The sequence below is a fragment of the Vibrio sp. NFR genome, assembly GCF_027587095.1.
Classification (GTDB): domain Bacteria; phylum Pseudomonadota; class Gammaproteobacteria; order Enterobacterales; family Vibrionaceae; genus Vibrio; species Vibrio harveyi.
Map to the genome: position 1 here is coordinate 67,686 of NZ_JAPPTN010000004.1, position 20,743 is coordinate 88,428.

Genomic DNA, 20,743 nt, shown 5'->3' on the forward strand with positions numbered 1-20,743 from the left:
ACGCAAGATAACTTGCCCTTCAACAGTGACCAATTATTGGTTGCTGTTGATTGAAAACTGCTACAAGTTTAATCGTTTCGATAAAAATTACTCAGCGTAAAATAAGGTGGTTTAAAATGAACCGATAGGGTGCTAATGGTACACTGTACTCATATAGATACATTGTCATTTAGCGTTTGAACCACTCCCCCCGCTAATTAGCTAACCAAGCGTTCAAACGTTGAGAAATACCTTATGCGTTTGTCGTTCAGCTTCGTTTTTGCTTCTTCATTTGGCGTTGTTACGCCTGTGTTTGCCAACTATGACCTCGATTCTCTGTTGGAGATGCCTTTGTGCTCTCTAGCGGAAACCAAAGTGGTCTCAGCTACTCGTACCTCTCAGTCTTTGGCGGATACGCCAGCGTCCGTTTATGTTATCACCGCTAAAGAGATCAAGCGCTCAGGAGCTCGCTCTGTCGCTGATGCGTTATCTTTGGCACCCGGTCTTCATGTCGCTAAATATTCTAACTATGATTGGGGCGTGACGGTTCGAGGCAATAACGAAACGCTCAACAATAAAATGTTGGTGATGGTCGATGGACGTAGCGTGTTCAACCCGATGTCGTCTGGTGTGGATTGGGATCTCATTCCAGTCAGTATGGACAGCATTGCTCAAATCGAGATTGTACTCGGTCCTGTTGGGACGGTTTGGGGGGGAAATGCCGTCACTGGGGTAATTAACGTTATTACAAAAGAAGCAGAGGGCTCACCAAAAGGGCAGCTAACCGCCAGTTTCGGCAACTACGACTATCGTGAGTATCAACTTCATCATGCTGGTGCAGTTGGTGAGTATGCCAATTACAGTCTGTATGGTGAATTTGTAGACCATATGCCTTGGACCAGTGAAGAGGCTAGGGTACAACCGTTTCAACATTTCAATGTATATACCGAGCGTTTTGGTGGGCGTTTGGATTACCAGAAGCGTGAACACACCCTAAGTGTCCAAGCCGGCGGTATTCGTTCTCGTGAAGATTACAACTGGGGTAATTATCAGCCGCATATGATCATGCCGGGCTCTGAACCCATGCGTACCTACGAAACAGAAATGACGATGCAGGAGTATTTCGTCGGCGGTCATCATATTTTCGATCGTGCCAATGGTGATAGCTGGGAAAACGAAGTCTGGTTTACGTACAGTTCCAATGATAGCACTCATGCCAACGCGCAGTTTTTTCGAACCGACTTAGACTCTCACTATACCTTTTCCGATCTTTGGGGAACGGAGTTTACCATTGGTGGAAACATTCGCCTTATTGACGAAAAGTTCGGTACGTTTTCAAAGTATGATGAACTCACCATGCCATATTTGCGCGTGGCAGAAGATCCTGATTTCTTAAATCAATCTTATGGTCTATACGCAAACTGGAGTGTGCCACTGACGGACAGAACTAAATTAACCCTTGGTAGTCGATGGCAATATAACAACCTTACTCATGATATCGACCCACAACCCCAAGTCCGCTTGAGCTATGAGCTTGCCGATAACCAAAGGATTTGGGCTGGCTGGGGTAAAGCAATCGTAACCCCATCGCGTTTGGAGCTGAGTACCTACATGCGTGAAAATCAGTACATGCAACATGTGCTATTTAGCAATAACCAATATTACGATTATTACTACAGTGTGCTTCTCGAAGGAAATGAAGATTTAGATGTAGAGTCAGTCTCGACTTATGAAGTGGGCTATCGTCTTTGGGATGACAATGCATTGCAATTTAGCGTGGGAGGTTTCTATACCCGCCATGAGAATATTCGAGTTTATAAGACAGAATCTGCTACTCAGAACATCATCACGGGTGGTTCTTCTCCAGGTACGGTTGGCACCGTCGTGGAGCAATATACCTCCACGCTGGTTGATCCTATTTGGAGTGAAAGCTTTGGTGGTGAAGTTGCGGTCAAATGGCAGCCCCGAGATGATGTACAGATCAATGCTAACTACAGTTACAAACGCATTGTTGGTCATTGTGAAGGTGATATTTGTGGTACAAACAATGCGGTAAAACGCAGTATCGAAAACGAGCCAAATCATTTTGTGAACGCGCAAGTGATGTGGGATATCACAGCTCAATGGTGGGTGAGTGTCAGTGGGCAATATGTGTCTGAATCCAAGTTGCATAAAGACTACGAGTCTGCACTAAACCCAATCAACGTGGCGAACAAAGATTATAACTGGCCCGAAGTCGTGTCTTTTGATGCATCCATTAGCTGGCAGTATAACGACTGCCTGCCAGAGATCACGGCATCAGTAGAGAATTTAGGCGCTGACCAGAGCAAAGAGTTTCCAACTAACTACAGCTCTTTTGCTAATGGTACTCAATATTGGCTAACGCTAGATTGGAATTACGCCAAATGGTAAAACGAACAGAAAAGGTTGTCGTCATTAAATGGCTGATAGCTTTTTGGGCGCTGCTTAGTGCAACATTTGCGTTTGCTCACTACGAAGATGCGGATTTAAAAGCCGTGTATTTGTATCGTTTTGCCCTGTTGGCGGATTGGGTGGCGACGGGCGAACCTGTTGCTCCTGTAGAATATTGCGTATCTGAAAATGACTCGGTCGCAGAGCACCTCCAACGGATCGTCGCACGCAAACCTCAATTGTCACGGTTTTATGATTTATCCAAAGGCGAGACGCCAAGTTCTTGCCATATTTTATATTTAACTCAGGCGGATAGTTCAAAAATAGCCACCAGACGAAAACAGTTTCCTCATTCACTCTTAATTGGTGACGGAGATAAGTTTATTAAAAAAGGCGGTATGGTGGCATTTGTGAAAGAGAACAACCGCATCCGGCCCATGATATCTCGCAGCCACATTGCTCCAACAAAAGTCCAACTACGCGCGCAATTGTTGAGTATTTCTATCTTAGCTGAAGATGAGGTGGCTCCATGATCCGTTCTCGCCTTGCTCGGCTGCCTTTGCGCCACAAAATGATGCTTCCAACATGGTTGATGATAACTTTGATCGTGATTGGTTTAGGCACCTTAGCCATACAATACTTGGTGATTGCGCAAGAGAGTGCTTTAGATCGTCGAATCAATATCCTTGGTCAAGGCGTGGCAAATACACTTCAAGCATCCCTGATGTTTGACGATGCGTATTCTGCAAAAGAGCAATTGATTAACTTAAGCTTTGACCCAGATATTATTTCTGCTGTGGTGATCAACCAACACGACCAAACCATCGCTTCTATTGAAGATTTACCAAAAGAGTGTGCTTGGCATGGTCGTGAATTGTTGTGCGCTAATCAAAGCGTAGTCATGCGCCACAATGACGTATTGTTAGGAGGGGAGAAGCTCGGTGCACTTGAGATTTGGGTTTCGCTTGAAAGCTTGCTAATTCATGAACGTAAAATGTGGTTATCCTTGGGTGTGATTGTCCTGTTACTCTCAATCTGTGCTTGGGCATTAGCCAAATTATTGCATTCATTAATTTCGCTTCCTTTGTTGTCTTTACATCGCTCAGTTGAACATATGGGGCGGGTCGGTGTTATTCGCAAAGCATTACCGGTTTATCATCAAGATGAAGTGGGGAAACTGACCGAGTGTTTTAACGAAATGACAATGAGCCTTGCTGAGCGAGAATCTCAAGTGGCTCAAGTATTGAAACGAGTTGAAGACAAAAACCGTTATATTCGAAGCGCGCTCGATGCGATGCAACGTTGCGTTCTTGTTGTATCGTCGAATGAGCAAGTAACCTATTTCAACCCAGTGGCAGAAAGCGAACTTCGTGGCATAGAAGTGAACGCCAATGCCCGCAATTTGTTGATGAACTACTTTGAGCCTCAGCTAAAAATCGAGCGCATTATGTTTGCTATTGACACGCATACCACGGTAGAAGGAATCGAGGTACGCAGTGTCGATAAAACTAAGCGCTACCTTATTTCTTGCAACCCGATGGATACTGAAAAGAGCAGTCTGATTCAGCTTCGAGATATCACGGAGCACGCGCTGTCAGAACAAAGACGCAAACTTTTGGATTTGATGTTTGACCAAAACCAAGACGCTATTTTAGTACTCGATCGTGCTTTGAATATTAAGACGCAGAACAACTCAGCGACGCAGTGGTTTGGTGAAGTGGATGCGCTTAAAACACTGGAATTGCTTTCTCCATTTGAAGCAACAAAAGCGATCAAGTTACGCTTATTAAAAACAGGACATTACAAAACGCATGTGGAGCTGAAAAACCAGCAAGGTCGGGTGATACCATGTGAGTTGAAAGTGCGAGTATTAAAAAGTGAAACGGGCAGAGCTGAAGCCTTTGTGGTTTCCTTTACTGATTTGACGATAGATATTGAACTCAAACGTCTCAATTATCAGGCAAACCATGATCCCCTGACCGGTCTTGCCAACCGCGCTAAAGCGGTTCGTCGGCTCCAAGAGAAGCATGACGTTGGCGCCTCACAACACATCTTATTTGTGGACTTGGATGGTTTTAAGGCCGTTAATGACCAATATGGACATGCAGTTGGAGACCAATTGTTGAAGGTTGTGGCGCAACGATTAATGAACTGCGTTGCACGACGCGATCTGGTTTCGCGCTTGGCTGGAGATGAGTTTTTAATTGGGGTCCGTGATGCGTCGAGCAGTGAGCCTATTGCTAGGAGGATCATCGAGAGCCTCGAAAAACCGTTTCTTCTGGGAGACGTGACGTGTGAAGTTTCTGCAAGCATAGGTATCAGTTATTGGTCTCGTGAAGACTCTGCGACGTTAGATGAAAAGATCAACGAAGCGGATGTTGCGATGTATTTAGCGAAAAAAGCGGGGAAAAACCGGTACCACAGCGGCGCTGAAACGGTTTGTTTACTTGATTGACGGAAAACCATGTCCTTGGGCATGGTTTTTATATTACGCAATTTGTTGAATATGCGATAAACGTTGAGCTGTTTAGTTGTTGAACAGCACATTTCAGTTTAATGATGGGATATCCTACCCAAATATGTTGTAGTCCAAGGTGGATAATCTTGTCAGAATGTCCTGACTAAAATCAAAAAAATGCTTTTATAACAATGAAGTAAAGACAATTCAAAAATTGTCGAAGTTTGACATTTATGCTGTGCAAATTAGTCTGATCTCCCAAGTTGTGGAAGTCGTTATGTTCAGCATTTTAAGAAAAACCGTCATACTTTTTGTCGCATTTATCGGCACAATCTCTCCGTCATATTCCTTTGCTAGCGATGAGTCTAGTGAAACCGTACTTGTCGGTGTGATAGCGCTACGCTCAGAAGATCCAGAAATCGGCAACAAAATTGGCACTTATTATGGGATCAACCTCGATTACCTGACTAACATCGCCAAAGTGATCAATCTTGAACTTGAGTTACGTTCATACAATACGATTCCAGAACTGTTCGCTGATATTGAGAATGGCACGATAGACGGTGCTGTTGGTTTTAGTAAGTCGCCGGACAGAGAATCTCGCTTTATCTTCTCGGATGCTTTTTTCTCTAGCACCATCGCGGTTTGGTATCGTGAAGACAGCTATTACCAACGTGATCCACGAGAACTCCAATGGGTTTGTGTTATCGGCACCGTTTACTGTGAATACCTCGAAGACATGGGGGCGACGAAAGTCCGCACAGTGGAAAGTCGCCTTAAAGCCTTTGAAGAAGTCAGAGGCGGTCGCGCAAACGCTTTGATCTCAAGTTACGTTGCTATCAACCAATATTTAGACGAGAACGACATTGTCAATGGTGCGGTTGATATTCCCAGTTGGCTGAATGAAGAAGAATCGAGATTTATAGCTTCCAAATCAAACCAAGCGCTTGTTGACCGTATTAACAAAATTTTAAGCTGGGAACGCAATGGTAAAAACATTCGCTCGGTTGCGTCTACGAACCCATATCATGTCAACGACAAACTGCTGGTGGAATACCGAAGAGATTTAGAAAACAAGCAAATCATTACCTACAGCAGCAGTGAAGAAGCGTTTCCTTTCTTATTTAGAAACCCTCACACCGATGAGTTGGACGGGTTTCTGCCTGATTTCATCGATTTGATCCAGTCTCGCACTGGCTTGAAGTTCGAATATCAAAAGCCTAGCAGCAGCTTAAACAGTGGATTGACGGCGTTCAATGCCGACTTAGTTCCTGTGGCTTATGTAGAGAATCCACCCTTATCAGATTGGTTAGTCACCAAGCCGTTCATGCACAACAACTTTGTTGCAATAGAAGCATTGGACCCGAAAGAGCATCCCGCACACGACGCGCGATCTGGCATTCTAATGAGTTTAAAAAAACAAGGTTTGGTCAATCTCGACTCATGGAAAGAAGAGCGCTTTACTCGCTATGAAGACCTTAGGCAACTGTTGACTGATCTCAAAGAGGGCAAGATTGAAGTTGCGTATATCCCTGATGACATCGTGCATAGCATGATCGCGCAGGACAACATTGATGGGTTGCTGATCAGTGAAAAAGATACGCTGACCTTGTCGATTGCTTTTGCGGTAGCGGACCATAACACCAAGCTAAAGAAAATACTCGACAGCATCATTGATACCATTGATGCCAAAGAGATAGAAAAGCTTAATAGAACTTACCGAAACTTCAATCTCGTCTACGGTTACGATGAAGAACATATCTTCACCATGATACTGATTGTTGTGGTTGTGTTTGTGATCCTCTTGGCGGTTGCGTATTTCGTGTTGGCGCACCTTAAGCTCAAAGTCAATTTGGCAGAGCTAAACGCAACGAATGAGGAGAAAGAGAAGCAGTGGTTGATGGAGATTATTCAAGAAATCAACAGCATTGTTTTTATTCACGGCGAAGATAACCAAATTCAAATGAGCAATTGCTCTTTATATAAAAACCATCGTTGCAAAGGCTGCACGATTCAAAGTCGAAAAAGTGCCAAACCTTTGGTCGACAATGTGATCGAATTGCGTCAGGTGATTGCAGGTAAACGCATCGCAGATATAACAGCATCCAATGGCTGCAAGCTTGGTATTCAGCATGTTTACCGAGAACGTAAAGCCATTCTTTCTCCAAGTAGCAAAAAGAAATTTGTCCTGACCGTACTTCAAGATATCACTGAGCAAAAAGAGCGAGAGTTTGCGTTAATTGATGCGCAAGAAAAAGCGCAAACTGCGGTTCGTTCTCGAGAGAATTTCTTGGCAACCATGAGCCATGAGTTAAGAACACCACTTTCCGCTGCGCATGGGTTACTCGACTTGTTAGACCGTCAGACCAGCAGTGAGGGGAGTAAAGAGCTTATCACCCAAGCGATGCGCTCACTAAACCATTTGAACCTGCTGGTGGACGAAGTCCTTGATTATTCCAAGCTAGAAGCTGGTCAGTTGAAAGTGACGCCAGTAAAAACTCATGCTGTAAACACCTTGTGTGACGTGATTCGTAGCTTTGAACCAAAAGCGTCCAGTAAAGGGTTAGAGTATCGAGTGACCTTCAAACCCTTCTTAAATCCATGGTTGAAAGTGGACGCAGTGCGCTTAGTCCAAATCGCGACCAATCTACTCTCCAATGCCGTTAAGTTTACCAACGAAGGAGAAATCAGCGTCAGCATTGCCGTTCATGAAGGGCGATTGATCTTAAAAATCGCGGACACAGGTATCGGTATGACGGAAACGCAACTCGAAGGTATTTTGCAGCCGTTTGTTCAAGCAGATGACACCATTACGCGCAAGTACGGAGGAACAGGGCTTGGCTTGAGTATTGTCGACCGTCTCGTGGACTGCATGGGAGGGGAGTTATGTATTAATTCCCAGTTCGGTCTTGGCACCACGATGGTTGTGAAGTTGCCTATTACCTTCTGTGAACCAGAGCCTCAAGCGGCACTGTCTTATACATTTTCACCGATGTTGCCTGCCAATGTCCGTGATTGGTGCCTTGCGTGGGGGATGGCGTCGACAGATGTGAAGCCAAATTTGGTGGGGCAGTTTTCACCGCAAGGGAAATACCAAGGACTAAACCTTGATTGTGGCAGTAAAGGAAGCTGCGAGTTAACACCGTCAGAAGCCAAGTATCCAGATACCTTACTGGCGTTGCTGCGTCAAGATTGCACCTTAAAGCCGACAGCTGAAACGGAAGACACGAATAGCAATCTTGATTGGAAGCACGGCACTGTTTTGGTCGCAGAAGATAACCCGATCAACCAAAGCGTGATCACGATGCAACTGCGAGAACTTGGCATTGAGCCTGTCATCGTAAGTAATGGTCTTGAAGCATGGCAATACGTGAATCGCGATCATCAGGTGGCGTTGGTTCTTACGGATTTTCACATGCCCGAAATGGACGGTTTTGAGTTGGTGAAGAAGCTCAAAGCAGCACCAGAGCTGGCTTCAATTCCTGTTATTGGTGTCACCGCGGAAGACTCTCGCTTAGCAAACGAACGGGCTAAACACATTGGCATCGATGACATTCTTTATAAACCTTATGACCTTGAAAAGTTAAGGTCAAAACTGCTGCCGTTCTTAGGGCAAGAGAAAATGGCACAGTGGCCAGAATGGATTGAGAAATTTAGAAAGCAAGACGCTAAGGAGATAGCCAACGTTTTTAAAAGCTCAATGACGCACGATGTGGCAAACCTAAAAGCTGCGACAAGCAAACAAGATAAAAAACGCATTATTCACGGCATAAAAGGCGCGCTTGGCGCCATTGGAGTAACTATTTTAGCGGAGTTATGCATTGAAGCCGAGAAGGCCAGTGATGGTGAGTTTGAAGTTCATGTCACCGACCTTATTGAGCGCATAGAACAAGAAATCAACCTTGCAGAACATTGGATTAGAGCACATGAATAAAGATCTTAAAGCGATGGTGATTGATGACCATCCACTGCAAATCACTTTGCTAAAGCAAATGTTATCTCGGCATGGGGTTGACGTCTCGACATTCGATAATGTTGATAGCGCGATTCAGCACGTCAAAACATCGGACGTGGACATTATTTTTTGTGATTTGCAGATGCCGAATAAAGATGGTGTCGACATGATGATGATGCTCAACCAAATCGGCTACCAGGGAAAGGTTGTGTTAGTGAGCGCAATGGAACTGATGATTGTCGCCACCGTTAGAGCGATGTGCGAATCGTTCAGTTTCGAGGTTCTCGGTAAACTTCTAAAACCTTACGATGAAGAGCAAGTGGTCGAAATGCTCAACAAGTCGGGTGTTCAACCAGCGAAATTCACTTCATTTCAGCAACAAGTTTGCGTGCAAGACCAAGAGTTTTTGTTTGCTTTGGCTGAGGGGCGAGTTAAAAACTACTATCAGCCACTAGCGGACGCAAACACGGGAGAGATCATAGGCTATGAAGCCTTAGCGCGTTGGTTTCATCCCATTTACGGCGTTTTAGCTCCGTACAACTTCCTTTCTATTGTGAAGCGCTGCCATTTATCTGCGGAGTTGTTTGATGCGGTGTTTAGTAATGCGTTATACGACATGAAGAACCGTGGGCTGAGGTTACATGTTTCACTGAATGTTGATCATGACAACTTAGAAGATCCGGAATTTGCGACTCGCTTTATCGAACGTTGCCGTGAGCATGGCATCAGTCCAGACCAGTTTACGATAGAAATTACTGAGCGAGACACGTTTGAGACCAATGCCGCACTTTACAAGAACCTACTTAAATTCCGAATGAGTGGAGTAACGGTCAGCATTGATGATTTTGGTACGGGATCATCATCGTTGGAAAAGCTCGCTCAACTGCCTTTTAACGAACTGAAAATAGACCGATCTTTCATTCAAGGTTTGGTCAATGACCCTAAAAAGAAAAACATAGTATTAGCCATCTGTGCACTCGCAAAAAGCTTAAACATCAGTGTTGTCGCAGAGGGGGTGGAAGACGAACCGACGTTAAACGCGATGCGCCAATACACGGTTGACGTATGTCAGGGCTATTACATCGATAAACCAATGCCATTAGAAGCAATAACGATACTGAAATAAAAGCATGATGAATAAACTGAACTATCTGATCTTTGATGATCACCCGCTGGTTTGCATTGCCATTAAATCTTTGGTCGAGAGCCTAGGCACTGCAAATGATGTTTTAACGGTAACCAATTCAAAAGACGCCTTAAAAATATTGAAAGAGCAACAAATTGGGCTGCTCATTTTGGATGTAAATCTCGCTGATTGCGATGGCTACGATTTCTACAAGCGCATTAAATCGCACGGTTTTGCAGGAAAAGTGATCTTCTTTTCTGCGGAGACGAGTCATATGTATAGCCAAATGGCATTTCGCTCTGGTGCTGATGGTTATGTATGTAAATCAGAAAACCACGAAATCTTAAAAGACGCGATTGAGGCTGTTTCCAAAGGTTATTCGTTTTTCAAATTCAAGCAGAGTGTTGAAGAGCATCGTAATGTACCAGCGTTATCCAGCCGTGAGAGTGCCGTGATGAAGTTATTGCTGCAAGGGAAAACCAATCGAGACATCGCGGATGTACTCTCGATCAGTGATAAGACGGTAAGTACCTACAAGCGCCGAGTTTTGGATAAGTACAATGTGAAGAATATCGTTGAACTCTCTAAAGTGCTCGGTACGTAGTAGGAGAAAGAATGAACCTGAGAAACGTTTATTTGTCATTCTTCTTTGCTGTGCTTTTGTTTGTAACCTCAATGACCATGATTGGAGCCATGCTCATTTCTCATGAGGTGAAGCAATTTAAAATCTACACACAAGGCATTTCAAAAACCAAACAAAAAGTCATCATGCTAGGGCTCTTATTGGAGTCTGAGCTAGCGCGTTATGAAGGAACTTCGGCTAAGGAGATTACTGATGCGACTGAGTTCAGCTTTCAAGATGCGATTTACAAGCTTGATCCAAAGAGCGAGCTAGACTTTGTAGAAGCCGTTGCGCGTAAAGTGCTACATGAAGCTGAAGGTTATCTATCCAATGTCTACGAGCGGATTGATATCGTCCTTTATTTTCGTTCATACACAGGAAACAAGTTGATTCTTGAAAATGCTATTGATGGACTACAAGATTTGACGGAGCCTTTTGATATTGATTGGTGTAAAGAGACAAATTCTTGTTCGTTGGCGGCATGGAAAGATCAGTTGTCTGACCGTATTCTGATTTCTAAACCTTTTAAAACCACCTATTCGGATAGTCGAGCCTTTAGCATTATTAGCCCGGTCTACTTCAAAGGGGAGCTGGTTGGTGAATTTGGAGAGCAAATCTTTCTCGATTCGCTAAAGGCAGAAGGAAAGCAACTCAAAGTCGATATTAATAACGGAAATAAGCACATTGTGGTGTACTTTCCTCATTATCCTTGGCCTGAGTTTGCATACACTCAAACGTACGTAGCAGATAATAATAACCTGATTGTGTACAAATACCCGTTTAGCAAGATACTTATCGATTTTGGCTGTTTGTTCTTTGTCTTTTTTGTTGTGATCTTTGCGTATTATTCAAAAGCGCAAGAGTCAAAAGAGAGCAAAATTCAACTGGCTAACGCAATCAGTGACGCAACGAAAGACGAGCTAACCGGGTTGTTTAATCGAAAAGTGTTCAAAGAGCAGGCTTTTAAGAACAAGATTAAGATGACACCGTTTACTGTGATTGCCATTGATGGCGATCGAGTTAAACGAATTAACGATAAATTTGGGCACCACGTTGGAGATGAAGTCATATCGATAATTGCTGACTCCATGAAAAAGGTCTTTCGGTCGACGGATTATCTTATTCGCACGGGAGGCGATGAGTTTATTGCGATATTACCCGATTGCAGTGAGAGCAAATCGTTAATTTTGGCGAAGAAACTACGCGCTGCAGTGAAAGAAAATCGCTTAAAAAGTATGGATGTAGAAGTGAGTGTCAGTACTGGTATTGCAATGAGCACTGAACATGAGACGCTGAACAACGTCATCATGCGCGCTGATGAGGACCTTTATGAATCTAAGCGTCACCGTAGTTAAGTAACCAAGTAACTAACTTAAGACAGTGTCTTAAACCTGAAAATTGCTTTAACTGACTTTAATGTCATTAAGCAACGGTATAAGAGTTTGATAAACTTGACCAAAACGTGACTTTGGTCTTCTATAGTAAAGCAGCCTTACTCATTAGGCTGCTTTCTGTGTATTTGGCTGAAGGTAAATAAAGAACTCAATTTTCATCTCTGACCCTATTTGGTAGCTGTGCTGTGAATAAAGATCTCGACCTAAACCTACTTAAAATACTGGTGCTACTGGAGCGTCATCGTCAATTGAAACCCGTTGCGAAAGTATTGGGCAAGAGCGAAGCCTCTATCAGCAAATACCTAACTCGCCTGCGTACTCAATTGGAAGATGAACTCTTTATCCGCCATGCACATCACTTTGAACCAACGGATTATCTAAAGCGTAAATTACCAGAAATTACTGATGCGCTAGGGCAGTTAGAATCTTGTCTAGTTCGCCGTGAGTTCGACCCTCTCTCGTACGAGAAAAGCATCTCAATCTGCTTGCCTCAATCAGCACAACAGTCATTTGGTGATCTGCTTCTTATTGATTTAATGGAATTATTTCCTAATGCCTACATCAATGTAGAAAGCAGTACGGATAGCACAATAGACGATATCTTGGTTGATAAAGTAGATATGCAATTGCATTACTTTAACGAAGAGTATCCAAAAACCATCCATCAACAATTTATTGGTTATGCGCCAGCTGTCATCGTGGTACCCGAAGAGCTTGGGATCAACGATCTAGAAACCGCGTGTAAGCTCGATTTCATTTTGCTTGAGTTAGCCGGTTGGAAGGATAGGGAGCAGGTGACCAAGCGAGCGCTCGAACAAAGTGGGATTAATATAAACCGTGTTGCGACGATTGGTAATATCACGAGTCTACTCAAAGTCATAAGAAGCAAGGCTGCAGCGACAATATTACTTGAGTATCAAAAGCCAATTGAAGGCTATACCTTTATCCCTGTACCGGAGAGTTTTTACCCTCAAGGGCGACCAAAGGTCGTGATACAAATGAAGCAATCTCATCGCTACAACTCGATGCATCAGCTATTAACCGATGCTATCGCGAAGTACGTCATTTCTTAGCAGCACAAGCTGCCGCATTCATCTTGCGGAAGTGTATTAAGTAGCTCTACAACGGACTCGGCATGGTATTTCTTCAATATGCGAGTCTTATAAGTACTGATGGTCTTTGCACTTAATGACAGCTGTTCAGAAATCTTCTTATTTGAATAGCCTTGAGCCAAATAATGGAAGACCATTGCTTCACGGTTCGATAAAGCAACGTTACCGCTTGATTGATTGTGCGTTGCTTTAAACATGGAATAACCACGCGTCACGCTAACAATCGCATCCATAATGGTCTCTTTCGATTCATTCTTATTTAAAAATCCATGCGCACCCATTTCAAACGCGGCTTTGGACAAGCTGCTGTAATCGCGAGAGGAAATAAATAAGATTCTTCCTTGATAACCAGTTGCCAGAATGTTCTTTGCCAAACGCATACCGTCTCTGTCACCTAAAACTACATCTAAAATAACCAAGTCAACAGGCTGGTTGCGAATGAGCTCCATAACTTCGGCACTGTCAGTTGATTCTACAACGTTCACAGTTTGGAAAGCGTTTTGAACAAGAGAAGCGAGCGCTTCGCTATATAACGGTTGGTCGTCGATAATAAGAACGTTATTCATATTTTGTGCCTCACCTTATATTTCAATTTACTTGCCGCTTCCATTCAGCACTCATTTAACGAGAAGGGATTGTAGGAAAAATCCTTGCCGTGTGGGTGAAAATGACAATTTCATTATTTGAAAAGGTGTGTCTCATTTTTTAGAAAGTGTCGCGTGGTAGATAATGGAATCAAAGAGATACGGCACGAAAGAATCACTGACCTCAGTTGAAGTACCAATCTTTCTTTGCCGTCGGAAAAGGCTTACATATTCGAATAAATTCAATCATAACAACAAGATAGTGTTGTTTGTGTGTTGGGGCGAGTTTGCGACTTATCCGTTAGGTTTTTAGTATTTCCACTTGCTGTTGTTATGGAGTATGCGGAATGCTTAATAGAATTAAAAAAATAAAACATAAATTTTATCTGATCTTGAGTGCCGTTATTTTGGTGCTGTCTACAGTGTCTGCTGTTGGCTTTTTTACGACCAAACAGGTCAATTCAAATTTTATTCACTTTCAATCAATCGATGAGGCGGCTTTTGAAGCGACAGACGTTGAAGCAAATCTGTTGAAGGCTCGAATCAATGCATTGACGTATCGTACAAACCGCGACCCTCAATTTTTTAATCGAGCAATTGAAAGCTTGAAATTAGCGCAACAAGAGGCACAAAAGCAGGCATTGAAGTCGACAGATAATGAACGGAAGGGGCGCTTTGAAAAAGTCACCTCGCAACTCGAAAGTTATATAACAAACTTAACTGAAGTTTCGCAATTAATGCGAGAACGTGACGCTTCTGTTCTTGAACTGGTTTCTTTTCAAAAGCAGATTGAAGCAAAAATATCGCGACGACTGAGTGAGTCAGAAGTGCTTAGTAAGCAACGTTCGGAAGTTTCTCGCGCAGCTATGGTATTTAAAGCGTTGACGCAAGAAGCTACGGAGTATCTGTTAACCAATAACGAGCAAGATTACGAACAGTTTCAAGATCAGCTATCGCAATGGAAAAGTGATTTGTCCAAGTTAAGCTTCGCAAGCCAAGAACAACTCATTGAACTGACAGAAGGCTTTGCTCACTCGTTGTCTCAAGTTGCCAGCACGATTCGGACTCGAAACGATCATTGGGAAGTACTTAAAGAGATTGGTTTTGATATTGCTGAACAACTGAATGGCATCAGAGTCGATGCCGTTAATGATCAAAATGCATTGAAAGATGAGATTCAACAATCCACTGAAGAGGCAATCATCAATGTGACGTTAGCCTTGTTGATTGGATTGCCAATCGTCACCTTCTTATCTCTGTATATTTCGCATGATATTACTGCGAATGTTCAGTTTGCTAAGCAAGTAGCTGAAAAGCTGAGTCGTGGTGAAATCGGGATGAGGCATGATCAGGTGAAAGGGAATGATGAAATCGCTGAAATGCTTGATGCGTTGCACCATATGGAAGCGCAGCTGTATAAAACGGTGTCAGGTGTGGTGTCTTGTAGTGACTTGCTTGCTTCGGCATCAGAAGAGTTGTCGGCAGTAAACGGAGAAATTCTGACGAATGCACAAGCCCAGCAATTAGAAACTGATCAAGTTGCCACCGCGGTGAACCAAATGACGGTAGCCATCACCGAAGTCGCCCAAAGTGCGAGTGGGGCATCACAAGAAGCTGCGTTGGCGACGAGTGTCTCTGAACAAGGGCAGACTGTCATGCAACGAGCCATGGAGCAGGTGGGCGGTTTAGCCACGCAAATGGGAACCATGAGCCAAGAGGTGGCTACCTTGTCCAATGGGACAGCAGAGGTTGCGGATATTACGGAAGTGATTCAAACCATTGCTGAACAGACAAACCTTCTGGCACTCAATGCAGCGATTGAGGCCGCGCGTGCTGGCGATCAAGGTCGTGGTTTTGCTGTTGTAGCAGATGAGGTGCGTCAACTGGCTCAAGAAACCCAGAAGGCGGTAGAAAAGATCGGTCATCGCATCAGTACGCTGCAACAGAATACGACTCAGGTGGTTGATTCCATTAATGCTGGGCAACGCATGCTAGAAGAAACGGTACAGCAATCAGCCTCAGCGAATGAAGCCTTTGTGAGTATTTCGGGGAATATTGAGCAGACGAATGTGCTTAACACTCAAATCGCTACGGCGACGGAAGAACAAAGTGCCACGGCTGAAATGATTAATCAAAGCGTGGTATCTGTACGCGATCAAGTGGAGCAAACCGTTAATATGATTCAAGACTGCAATCAGGCAACAGATGAGCTAGCAAGAATGTCGGTTAACTTATCTGATCAAATTCGATTCTTTAAGCTGCAATAGAGAGATGTTAGGAGCGAAATTTTACCTGATGGTGTATTTATACTTGCAGCTAAGCAATGAATCAGTAAAGATTGCGCTTTTACCTAAGTTTTGAGTCCGTTATGAGCCAATCTTCTTTTGAATCTATTGTTCATTCACGTCGTTCCGTTAGAAAGTACGATGCGAATGCTGAATTTAACCATGATGATGTAGCCAAGGCGCTGGCGTTGACCACGCTTAGCCCAAACAGCAGTAATATGCAGATGTGGGAATTTCATCGAGTGATTTCAGCGGAGAAGCGAGCGAAATTAGCCGACTTCTGCATGGGACAAAATGCGGCAAAAACGGCGAATGAGTTAGTCGTTTTTGTGGCGACTACTCATAACTGGGAAGAGCGCGCAAAGCGCAACGCAGAGACTGTGCGCCAAGCTTTTAAAGGCCGTGACGACGCTGCGGCCAAGCGCGCTCTAAAGTATTACGAAAAACTTATCCCAATGGTTTATAACAATGATGCATTTGGCATACGCGGAGTGGTACGCAAGTTATACAGCTGGTGGCTAGGTCGAAACAAGCCGATGGTAAGAGAAGTGGCTAAAAGTGACGTACGTGTTTGTTTGCACAAGAGTGTTTCTTTGGCAGCGATGACTTTTATGTACGCGATGAGAGAAAAAGGCTATGACACTTGCCCAATGGAAGGCTTCGATTCAAAACGTGTAAAACAGTTGCTTAATCTAAGAGACAGTGATCAAATCACCATGATCATCAGTTGTGGTATCAGAACCGAAGAAGGGGTTTATGGCGAGCGTCATCGCGTAGATAACGAAGCGGTCATTAAAACTCACTGATTCTTTACTAATTATGGCTAAACTTTTTGTTTTCCCTGCCGTTAACTTAAGGAACCCAGCTGCAATATTGAATACTTGAATGTGTTTTGTACAAAAATGAGACAAATTTTAAGCATTTGATATAGAAGTGTGCAGTCAGCATCCTTTTGATTATTTACAAATTCTGTCTCAACGACTACAAAAGGACTCTTGGATTTTTTCGCCTGTGAAGTGATTCTCTGTGGCATTGCATCAAGCCTTTTTCTTGGTGCGTATTTTGGATAATTGTGTTTATGAGTAACGTAACCAGCACTATATTGACTGAGAGTGGTACCAATGAGCTTGAAATCATTGAGTTTCACCTAGAAAAACAGATGCCAGATGGCAGCACAAAAACATGTTATTACGGTATTAACGTCGCTAAAGTTCGCGAAGTGATTCGCGTACCAGAGACTACCGATTATCCGAACGCACAACCGCATATGATTGGCGTGTTCTCTTCCCGTGAAGTGTTAACTCCATTGGTGGACCTTGCTGGTTGGCTTGGCGTTCCGACTCGTCGCGACTTAGAGCGTAAGTTTGTGATTGTGACGGATTTCAACAAGATGACGAATGGCTTCTTGATTGACAGCATTTCACGCATCCACCGTATCTCTTGGAATGACGTAGAATCACCGAGCCAGTTCCTAGAAGCAGGTGAACAAGATTGTGTGGTTGCTGTTGTTCGTAAAGATGGCAACCTGATCATGATCCTCGATTTCGAGAAAATCATTGCAGACATCAACCCAGAGCTGAGTATGGAAAAATACGACGTAACGGGTGATAAATCGGTTGACCTTAACCAGCGTATGGTTGGTAAGCGTAATGCGAAAACCGTTATGGTTGTGGACGATTCCGCGTTTATTCGCTCACTGATCCAAGATACTTTAGCATCAGCTGGCTATAACGTGATCACATGTAAAGACGGCGGCGAAGCTTACGAGAAGTTAATGAGTCTCATCGAAGTAGCGAAACAAGAACAACTGCCAGTGCGTGAGCTGCTTGATGCTGTTGTTACCGACGTTGAAATGCCGCGTATGGATGGTATGCACTTGGTAAAACGACTACGTGAAACGGAAGCCTACAATGAAATGCCAATCGTGATGTTCTCTTCTCTAATGAGTGAAGATAACCGTGCGAAAGCACTATCACTAGGGGCAAATGACACGATTACTAAGCCAGAGATTGGTCGTATGGTCAATATGATGGATAAATACGTGTTTAACTTTGCATAAGCAGAGAACAAGATGACAAAAGGCTGCCGATTGGCAGCCTTTTTTGGTTATGAACATTTGTTTATTTTTAGAGTGTATTTGGCTTTAGCGTTTTCTGGCGGAGCGTAGATAATACTACATTCATTTTCGTTGGCGGATTTGTCATCACGAGCTGTTATGTAAGCCGTTCTGTTTGGAAGCATTCGTATCATCCAATCAGTTGATTCAACATGACTACCTAGTTCTTGCACAAGTACAGTTAATGATGTTGTATCTGCTTGCGGATAACCATATTCAAACGCGCAATGCGTGCTTGAACTTTTTTCACATCCATCAAAGGGTAAACCTTGCATCGGGACTAGCATGCTTCCATCATGATTTTTATAGTCAGTATCATTAGAAACATAGGAGAGACCTTCGAGACCCGCGATCGCCATTTTTCCATACCCAATGGCAAGAGCTGATGCAATTGCACCTTTCATTCCTTCCAAACGCGCTTCGCGAGCATCATCTTGAATGTTTAAGAAGCGGGGTGCGGCAGTGACAGCAAGGATGCCAAGAATTACGATTACAACAACAAGCTCAATTAAAGTAAAACCTGATTTTCTTTTCATAAACCATCTTTAAGTTGGGTTGATACGATAGTCTAATATTTATTTGTTATTTAGTGTCTTAGACTGTGAAATTCTACGTGTGGTGAATTTTGATAGTGCATTCACTCTATAAAAGCCGCTGATTATAATGTCGATTTTGTGTTCTGGATAGAGGAGTATTGATAAATTAAACATTGCATCTTTGTACAAAATTCGAAGTTGCAGAAAGTGAGCCTCTAAAGTTCGGTTATTGAAATATTTTGATTGTGTTTTAGATAGGTTTGATGAATCCTACGCAGGGCGAGAGTAGGTGAATAATAGATAATTTATATTTAACTAACTCTCTAATAAATAGATAAAATATAAGAACGCATCGATGGAATTCGATTCTACTAATTTGCTTGCAATGGGGCTGATTTTCCTCGGCTCTTATGTACAAACGGCTATTGGCTTTGGCTTGGCTATTGTCGCGGCTCCACTACTTATTCTATGGGCTCCGGAATACGTTCCTGCTCCCATCTGTTTAGTTGCATTGTTTATTTCATTAATGAATGCGATGAAGCACCGCAGTAATGTTGAACTCGGTGGTTTAAAGATGGCGTTGATCGGTCGTATTCCCGGATCGTTAGCGGGTGGGGCGCTGTTGTTTTATGTTTCGACAGAAGCGTTAACGCTTTGGATTGGTTTTCTCGTGCTTTTTGCTGTGGCTGTGAGTGTTTTACCTTTTCGCATTGAGCCAACACCAGGACGCATGACGTTTGCAGGTTTCTTTTCGGGGCTCTTTGGTACAAGCTCCGCGATCGGTGGACCGCCAATGGCGTTACTACTTCAGCATCAAGAAGCGAATCAGTTACGTGGTAACCTTTCTGCTTTCTTTGTGTTTAGCTCTATTATCTCGTTGGTGGTTCAAATTCCGGTGGGATTCTTCAATCTTCATCATTTGATCATTACTTTGCCCTTACTGCCTGCAGCCGCATTCGGCTATTGGTTGGCAATAAAAACAACACAGTCCTTGCCTAAAGAAAAAGTGCGTTTCGGCGCGCTAGCGCTGTGTTTTACTAGTGGAATTACCGCGGTAATTCAAGGCCTAGCCTTATAGCGAATATTGGTCCTTTTGTTTCGCTTTACAAACCAAATTTGCTCTATAGAATCGCGTCACTTTTTTATTTGTCGAGTCAGTTATGAACAACAATCGTTACGGCAATTTTATGGCTGCACTTTCCTTTGTTATCTGGGGATTGTTGCCTGTTTACTATCGCTTTCTGCCAAATGCATCAATGGATGAACTGTTGGCGCTGCGCATCATTGGCTCTGTACCTGTGGGGTTTCTATTGGTACTGGCGATCACGCATCACATGCCGAAATGGGCTGCTATCTGGAAAGATAAAAAGTCCCTTTGGTATACCTTTGTTGCAAGTAGCCTAATGTGTATTTCTTGGGTTGCATTCACTTGGGCGTTAACCAATAACCGTGTTATTGATGCGAGCTTAGGCTTCTTTATTGGACCTTTGGTTTCTGTTGCGCTGGGTGTTTTTGTCCTTGGTGATAAGCTGTCAAAAGGTCAGTTCATCGCCATTCTTTTAGCAACCATCGGTGTAGTTTATCAGGTTATCCAATATGGTCAGTTACCATTAGTGGCACTGACAATGGGCTTATTCTTTTCTCTTTATGGCTTATTTAAGAAAAAGATTAACTTTGATTGGAGTACAACACTCTTTATTGAAGCGGTGGTGCTTACCCCAATCGCATTGGCATATCTGATGTTTAAGCAATGGACGATCGGTGAGTTATCTTCAACCGTCGATATGACCACGTTCATGCTTTATTTAGGAAGTGCGCCAGTAACTATTCTCCCACTGATTTTTTATTCGATTGCGATCCGAATTACTAACCTGTCTACAGTAGGGTTGATGCAATACATTGAACCGAGTCTTCAATTTGTATTGGCTGTCGTGTTCTTTGGTGAACTATTCGATAGTGTAAAAGCGGTGACATTTGCTTTTATTTGGGTGGGTCTGCTGTTCACGATCTGCGAAGGTATCGCCAAGCTTTCTAAGCGTAAAAAGCTCGCTAACCACTCTCTTTGATGATTTCTTTCTTTAGATTTATAGGGCTAATTTATACCCAAGCAACTTCGGGATGCCCGGTTCAGGTAGAATGCCTTGGTTTGTAGACGCGGCGGCGA

The 20,743-nt window shown here is 43.4% G+C and carries 15 protein-coding genes; 13 read left to right on the forward strand and 2 right to left on the reverse strand.

Going from position 1 to position 20,743, the window contains the following annotated elements; genetic code table 11:
- Nucleotides 1-234: 234 nt before the first annotated feature.
- The 8 genes from OH463_RS09055 (at nt 235) to OH463_RS09090 (ending at nt 13,019) form a co-directional block, all read left to right on the forward strand.
- On the forward strand, nt 235-2,391 hold the full coding sequence (locus OH463_RS09055) for a TonB-dependent receptor plug domain-containing protein (protein ID WP_050939073.1): 2,157 nt from the start codon (nt 235-237) through the stop codon (nt 2,389-2,391).
- Nucleotides 2,385-2,924, forward strand: a complete 540-nt coding sequence (locus OH463_RS09060) for a YfiR family protein (RefSeq protein ID WP_017188956.1) — start codon at nt 2,385-2,387, stop codon at nt 2,922-2,924. Before OH463_RS09055 ends, OH463_RS09060 begins: the two co-directional genes overlap by 7 nt.
- Nucleotides 2,921-4,846 (forward strand): diguanylate cyclase domain-containing protein, encoded by a 1,926-nt coding sequence (locus OH463_RS09065; RefSeq protein WP_038898737.1) that lies wholly within the window; start codon nt 2,921-2,923, stop codon nt 4,844-4,846. Before OH463_RS09060 ends, OH463_RS09065 begins: the two co-directional genes overlap by 4 nt.
- Nucleotides 4,847-5,126: 280 nt before the next feature.
- Entirely contained in the window at nt 5,127-8,783 is a 3,657-nt protein-coding gene (locus OH463_RS09070) for an ATP-binding protein (RefSeq protein ID WP_269991051.1), read from the forward strand.
- Nucleotides 8,776-9,930: an EAL domain-containing response regulator gene (locus OH463_RS09075; protein WP_009696149.1), complete on the forward strand. Its 1,155-nt coding sequence runs from the start codon at nt 8,776-8,778 to the stop codon at nt 9,928-9,930. Before OH463_RS09070 ends, OH463_RS09075 begins: the two co-directional genes overlap by 8 nt.
- 4 nt (nt 9,931-9,934) lie before the next feature.
- Nucleotides 9,935-10,534 carry a response regulator transcription factor gene (locus OH463_RS09080; RefSeq protein ID WP_005449405.1) on the forward strand — a complete coding sequence of 200 codons (600 nt, stop codon included), beginning with the start codon at nt 9,935-9,937 and terminating at the stop codon, nt 10,532-10,534.
- A gap of 11 nt (nt 10,535-10,545) precedes the next feature.
- Nucleotides 10,546-11,907 (forward strand): GGDEF domain-containing protein, encoded by a 1,362-nt coding sequence (locus OH463_RS09085; RefSeq protein WP_029789546.1) that lies wholly within the window; start codon nt 10,546-10,548, stop codon nt 11,905-11,907.
- A 224-nt stretch (nt 11,908-12,131) separates the two neighbouring features.
- Complete coding sequence (locus tag OH463_RS09090) at nt 12,132-13,019, forward strand: LysR family transcriptional regulator (protein WP_269991054.1); 888 nt, start codon at nt 12,132-12,134, stop codon at nt 13,017-13,019.
- Here OH463_RS09090 and OH463_RS09095 read toward each other — a convergent pair.
- Nucleotides 13,016-13,624, reverse strand: a complete 609-nt coding sequence (locus OH463_RS09095; protein ID WP_005449400.1) for a response regulator transcription factor — start codon at nt 13,622-13,624, stop codon at nt 13,016-13,018. The genes OH463_RS09090 and OH463_RS09095 overlap by 4 nt on opposite strands.
- A 365-nt stretch (nt 13,625-13,989) precedes the next feature.
- On the opposite strand from OH463_RS09095, the gene OH463_RS09100 reads away from it, so the two are divergent.
- The 3 genes from OH463_RS09100 (at nt 13,990) to OH463_RS09110 (ending at nt 17,986) form a co-directional block, all read left to right on the forward strand.
- Entirely contained in the window at nt 13,990-15,909 is a 1,920-nt protein-coding gene (locus OH463_RS09100) for a HAMP domain-containing methyl-accepting chemotaxis protein (RefSeq protein WP_017188960.1), read from the forward strand.
- A gap of 101 nt (nt 15,910-16,010) precedes the next feature.
- A complete protein-coding gene (locus OH463_RS09105) occupies nt 16,011-16,733 on the forward strand; it encodes a nitroreductase family protein (protein ID WP_269991056.1) in 723 nt (240 codons plus the stop codon).
- 272 nt (nt 16,734-17,005) lie between these two features.
- Nucleotides 17,006-17,986 carry a chemotaxis protein gene (locus OH463_RS09110; RefSeq protein ID WP_005449396.1) on the forward strand — a complete coding sequence of 327 codons (981 nt, stop codon included), beginning with the start codon at nt 17,006-17,008 and terminating at the stop codon, nt 17,984-17,986.
- Nucleotides 17,987-18,033: 47 nt separating this feature from the next.
- Here OH463_RS09110 and OH463_RS09115 read toward each other — a convergent pair whose 3' ends face one another.
- Nucleotides 18,034-18,579, reverse strand: coding sequence for a type II secretion system protein (locus OH463_RS09115; protein WP_269991057.1), 546 nt, complete (start codon nt 18,577-18,579; stop codon nt 18,034-18,036).
- Between the two features lie 355 nt (nt 18,580-18,934).
- Here OH463_RS09115 and OH463_RS09120 point away from each other — a divergent pair, with 355 nt between their 5' ends.
- Nucleotides 18,935-19,657 carry a sulfite exporter TauE/SafE family protein gene (locus OH463_RS09120; RefSeq protein WP_009696155.1) on the forward strand — a complete coding sequence of 241 codons (723 nt, stop codon included), beginning with the start codon at nt 18,935-18,937 and terminating at the stop codon, nt 19,655-19,657.
- Between the two features lie 82 nt (nt 19,658-19,739).
- The gene (gene rarD / locus OH463_RS09125; protein ID WP_009696156.1) at nt 19,740-20,645 is read left to right on the forward strand and encodes an EamA family transporter RarD; all 906 of its coding nucleotides are present in this window, start codon (nt 19,740-19,742) and stop codon (nt 20,643-20,645) included.
- The last annotated feature ends 98 nt before the right edge of the window (nt 20,646-20,743 follow it).

Bases quoted from the DNA above. Each gene is read 5' to 3' on its own strand.
- OH463_RS09055 (WP_050939073.1), top strand. From the start codon at position 235: ATGCGTTTGTCGTTCAGCTTCGTTTTTGCTTCTTCATTTGGCGTTGTT.
- OH463_RS09060 (WP_017188956.1), top strand. From the start codon at position 2,385: ATGGTAAAACGAACAGAAAAGGTTGTCGTCATTAAATGGCTGATAGCT.
- OH463_RS09065 (WP_038898737.1), top strand. From the start codon at position 2,921: ATGATCCGTTCTCGCCTTGCTCGGCTGCCTTTGCGCCACAAAATGATG.
- OH463_RS09070 (WP_269991051.1), top strand. From the start codon at position 5,127: ATGTTCAGCATTTTAAGAAAAACCGTCATACTTTTTGTCGCATTTATC.
- OH463_RS09075 (WP_009696149.1), top strand. From the start codon at position 8,776: ATGAATAAAGATCTTAAAGCGATGGTGATTGATGACCATCCACTGCAA.
- OH463_RS09080 (WP_005449405.1), top strand. From the start codon at position 9,935: ATGATGAATAAACTGAACTATCTGATCTTTGATGATCACCCGCTGGTT.
- OH463_RS09085 (WP_029789546.1), top strand. From the start codon at position 10,546: ATGAACCTGAGAAACGTTTATTTGTCATTCTTCTTTGCTGTGCTTTTG.
- OH463_RS09095 (WP_005449400.1), bottom strand. From the start codon at position 13,624: ATGAATAACGTTCTTATTATCGACGACCAACCGTTATATAGCGAAGCG.
- OH463_RS09100 (WP_017188960.1), top strand. From the start codon at position 13,990: ATGCTTAATAGAATTAAAAAAATAAAACATAAATTTTATCTGATCTTG.
- OH463_RS09105 (WP_269991056.1), top strand. From the start codon at position 16,011: ATGAGCCAATCTTCTTTTGAATCTATTGTTCATTCACGTCGTTCCGTT.
- OH463_RS09110 (WP_005449396.1), top strand. From the start codon at position 17,006: ATGAGTAACGTAACCAGCACTATATTGACTGAGAGTGGTACCAATGAG.
- OH463_RS09115 (WP_269991057.1), bottom strand. From the start codon at position 18,579: ATGAAAAGAAAATCAGGTTTTACTTTAATTGAGCTTGTTGTTGTAATC.
- OH463_RS09120 (WP_009696155.1), top strand. From the start codon at position 18,935: ATGGAATTCGATTCTACTAATTTGCTTGCAATGGGGCTGATTTTCCTC.
- rarD (WP_009696156.1), top strand. From the start codon at position 19,740: ATGAACAACAATCGTTACGGCAATTTTATGGCTGCACTTTCCTTTGTT.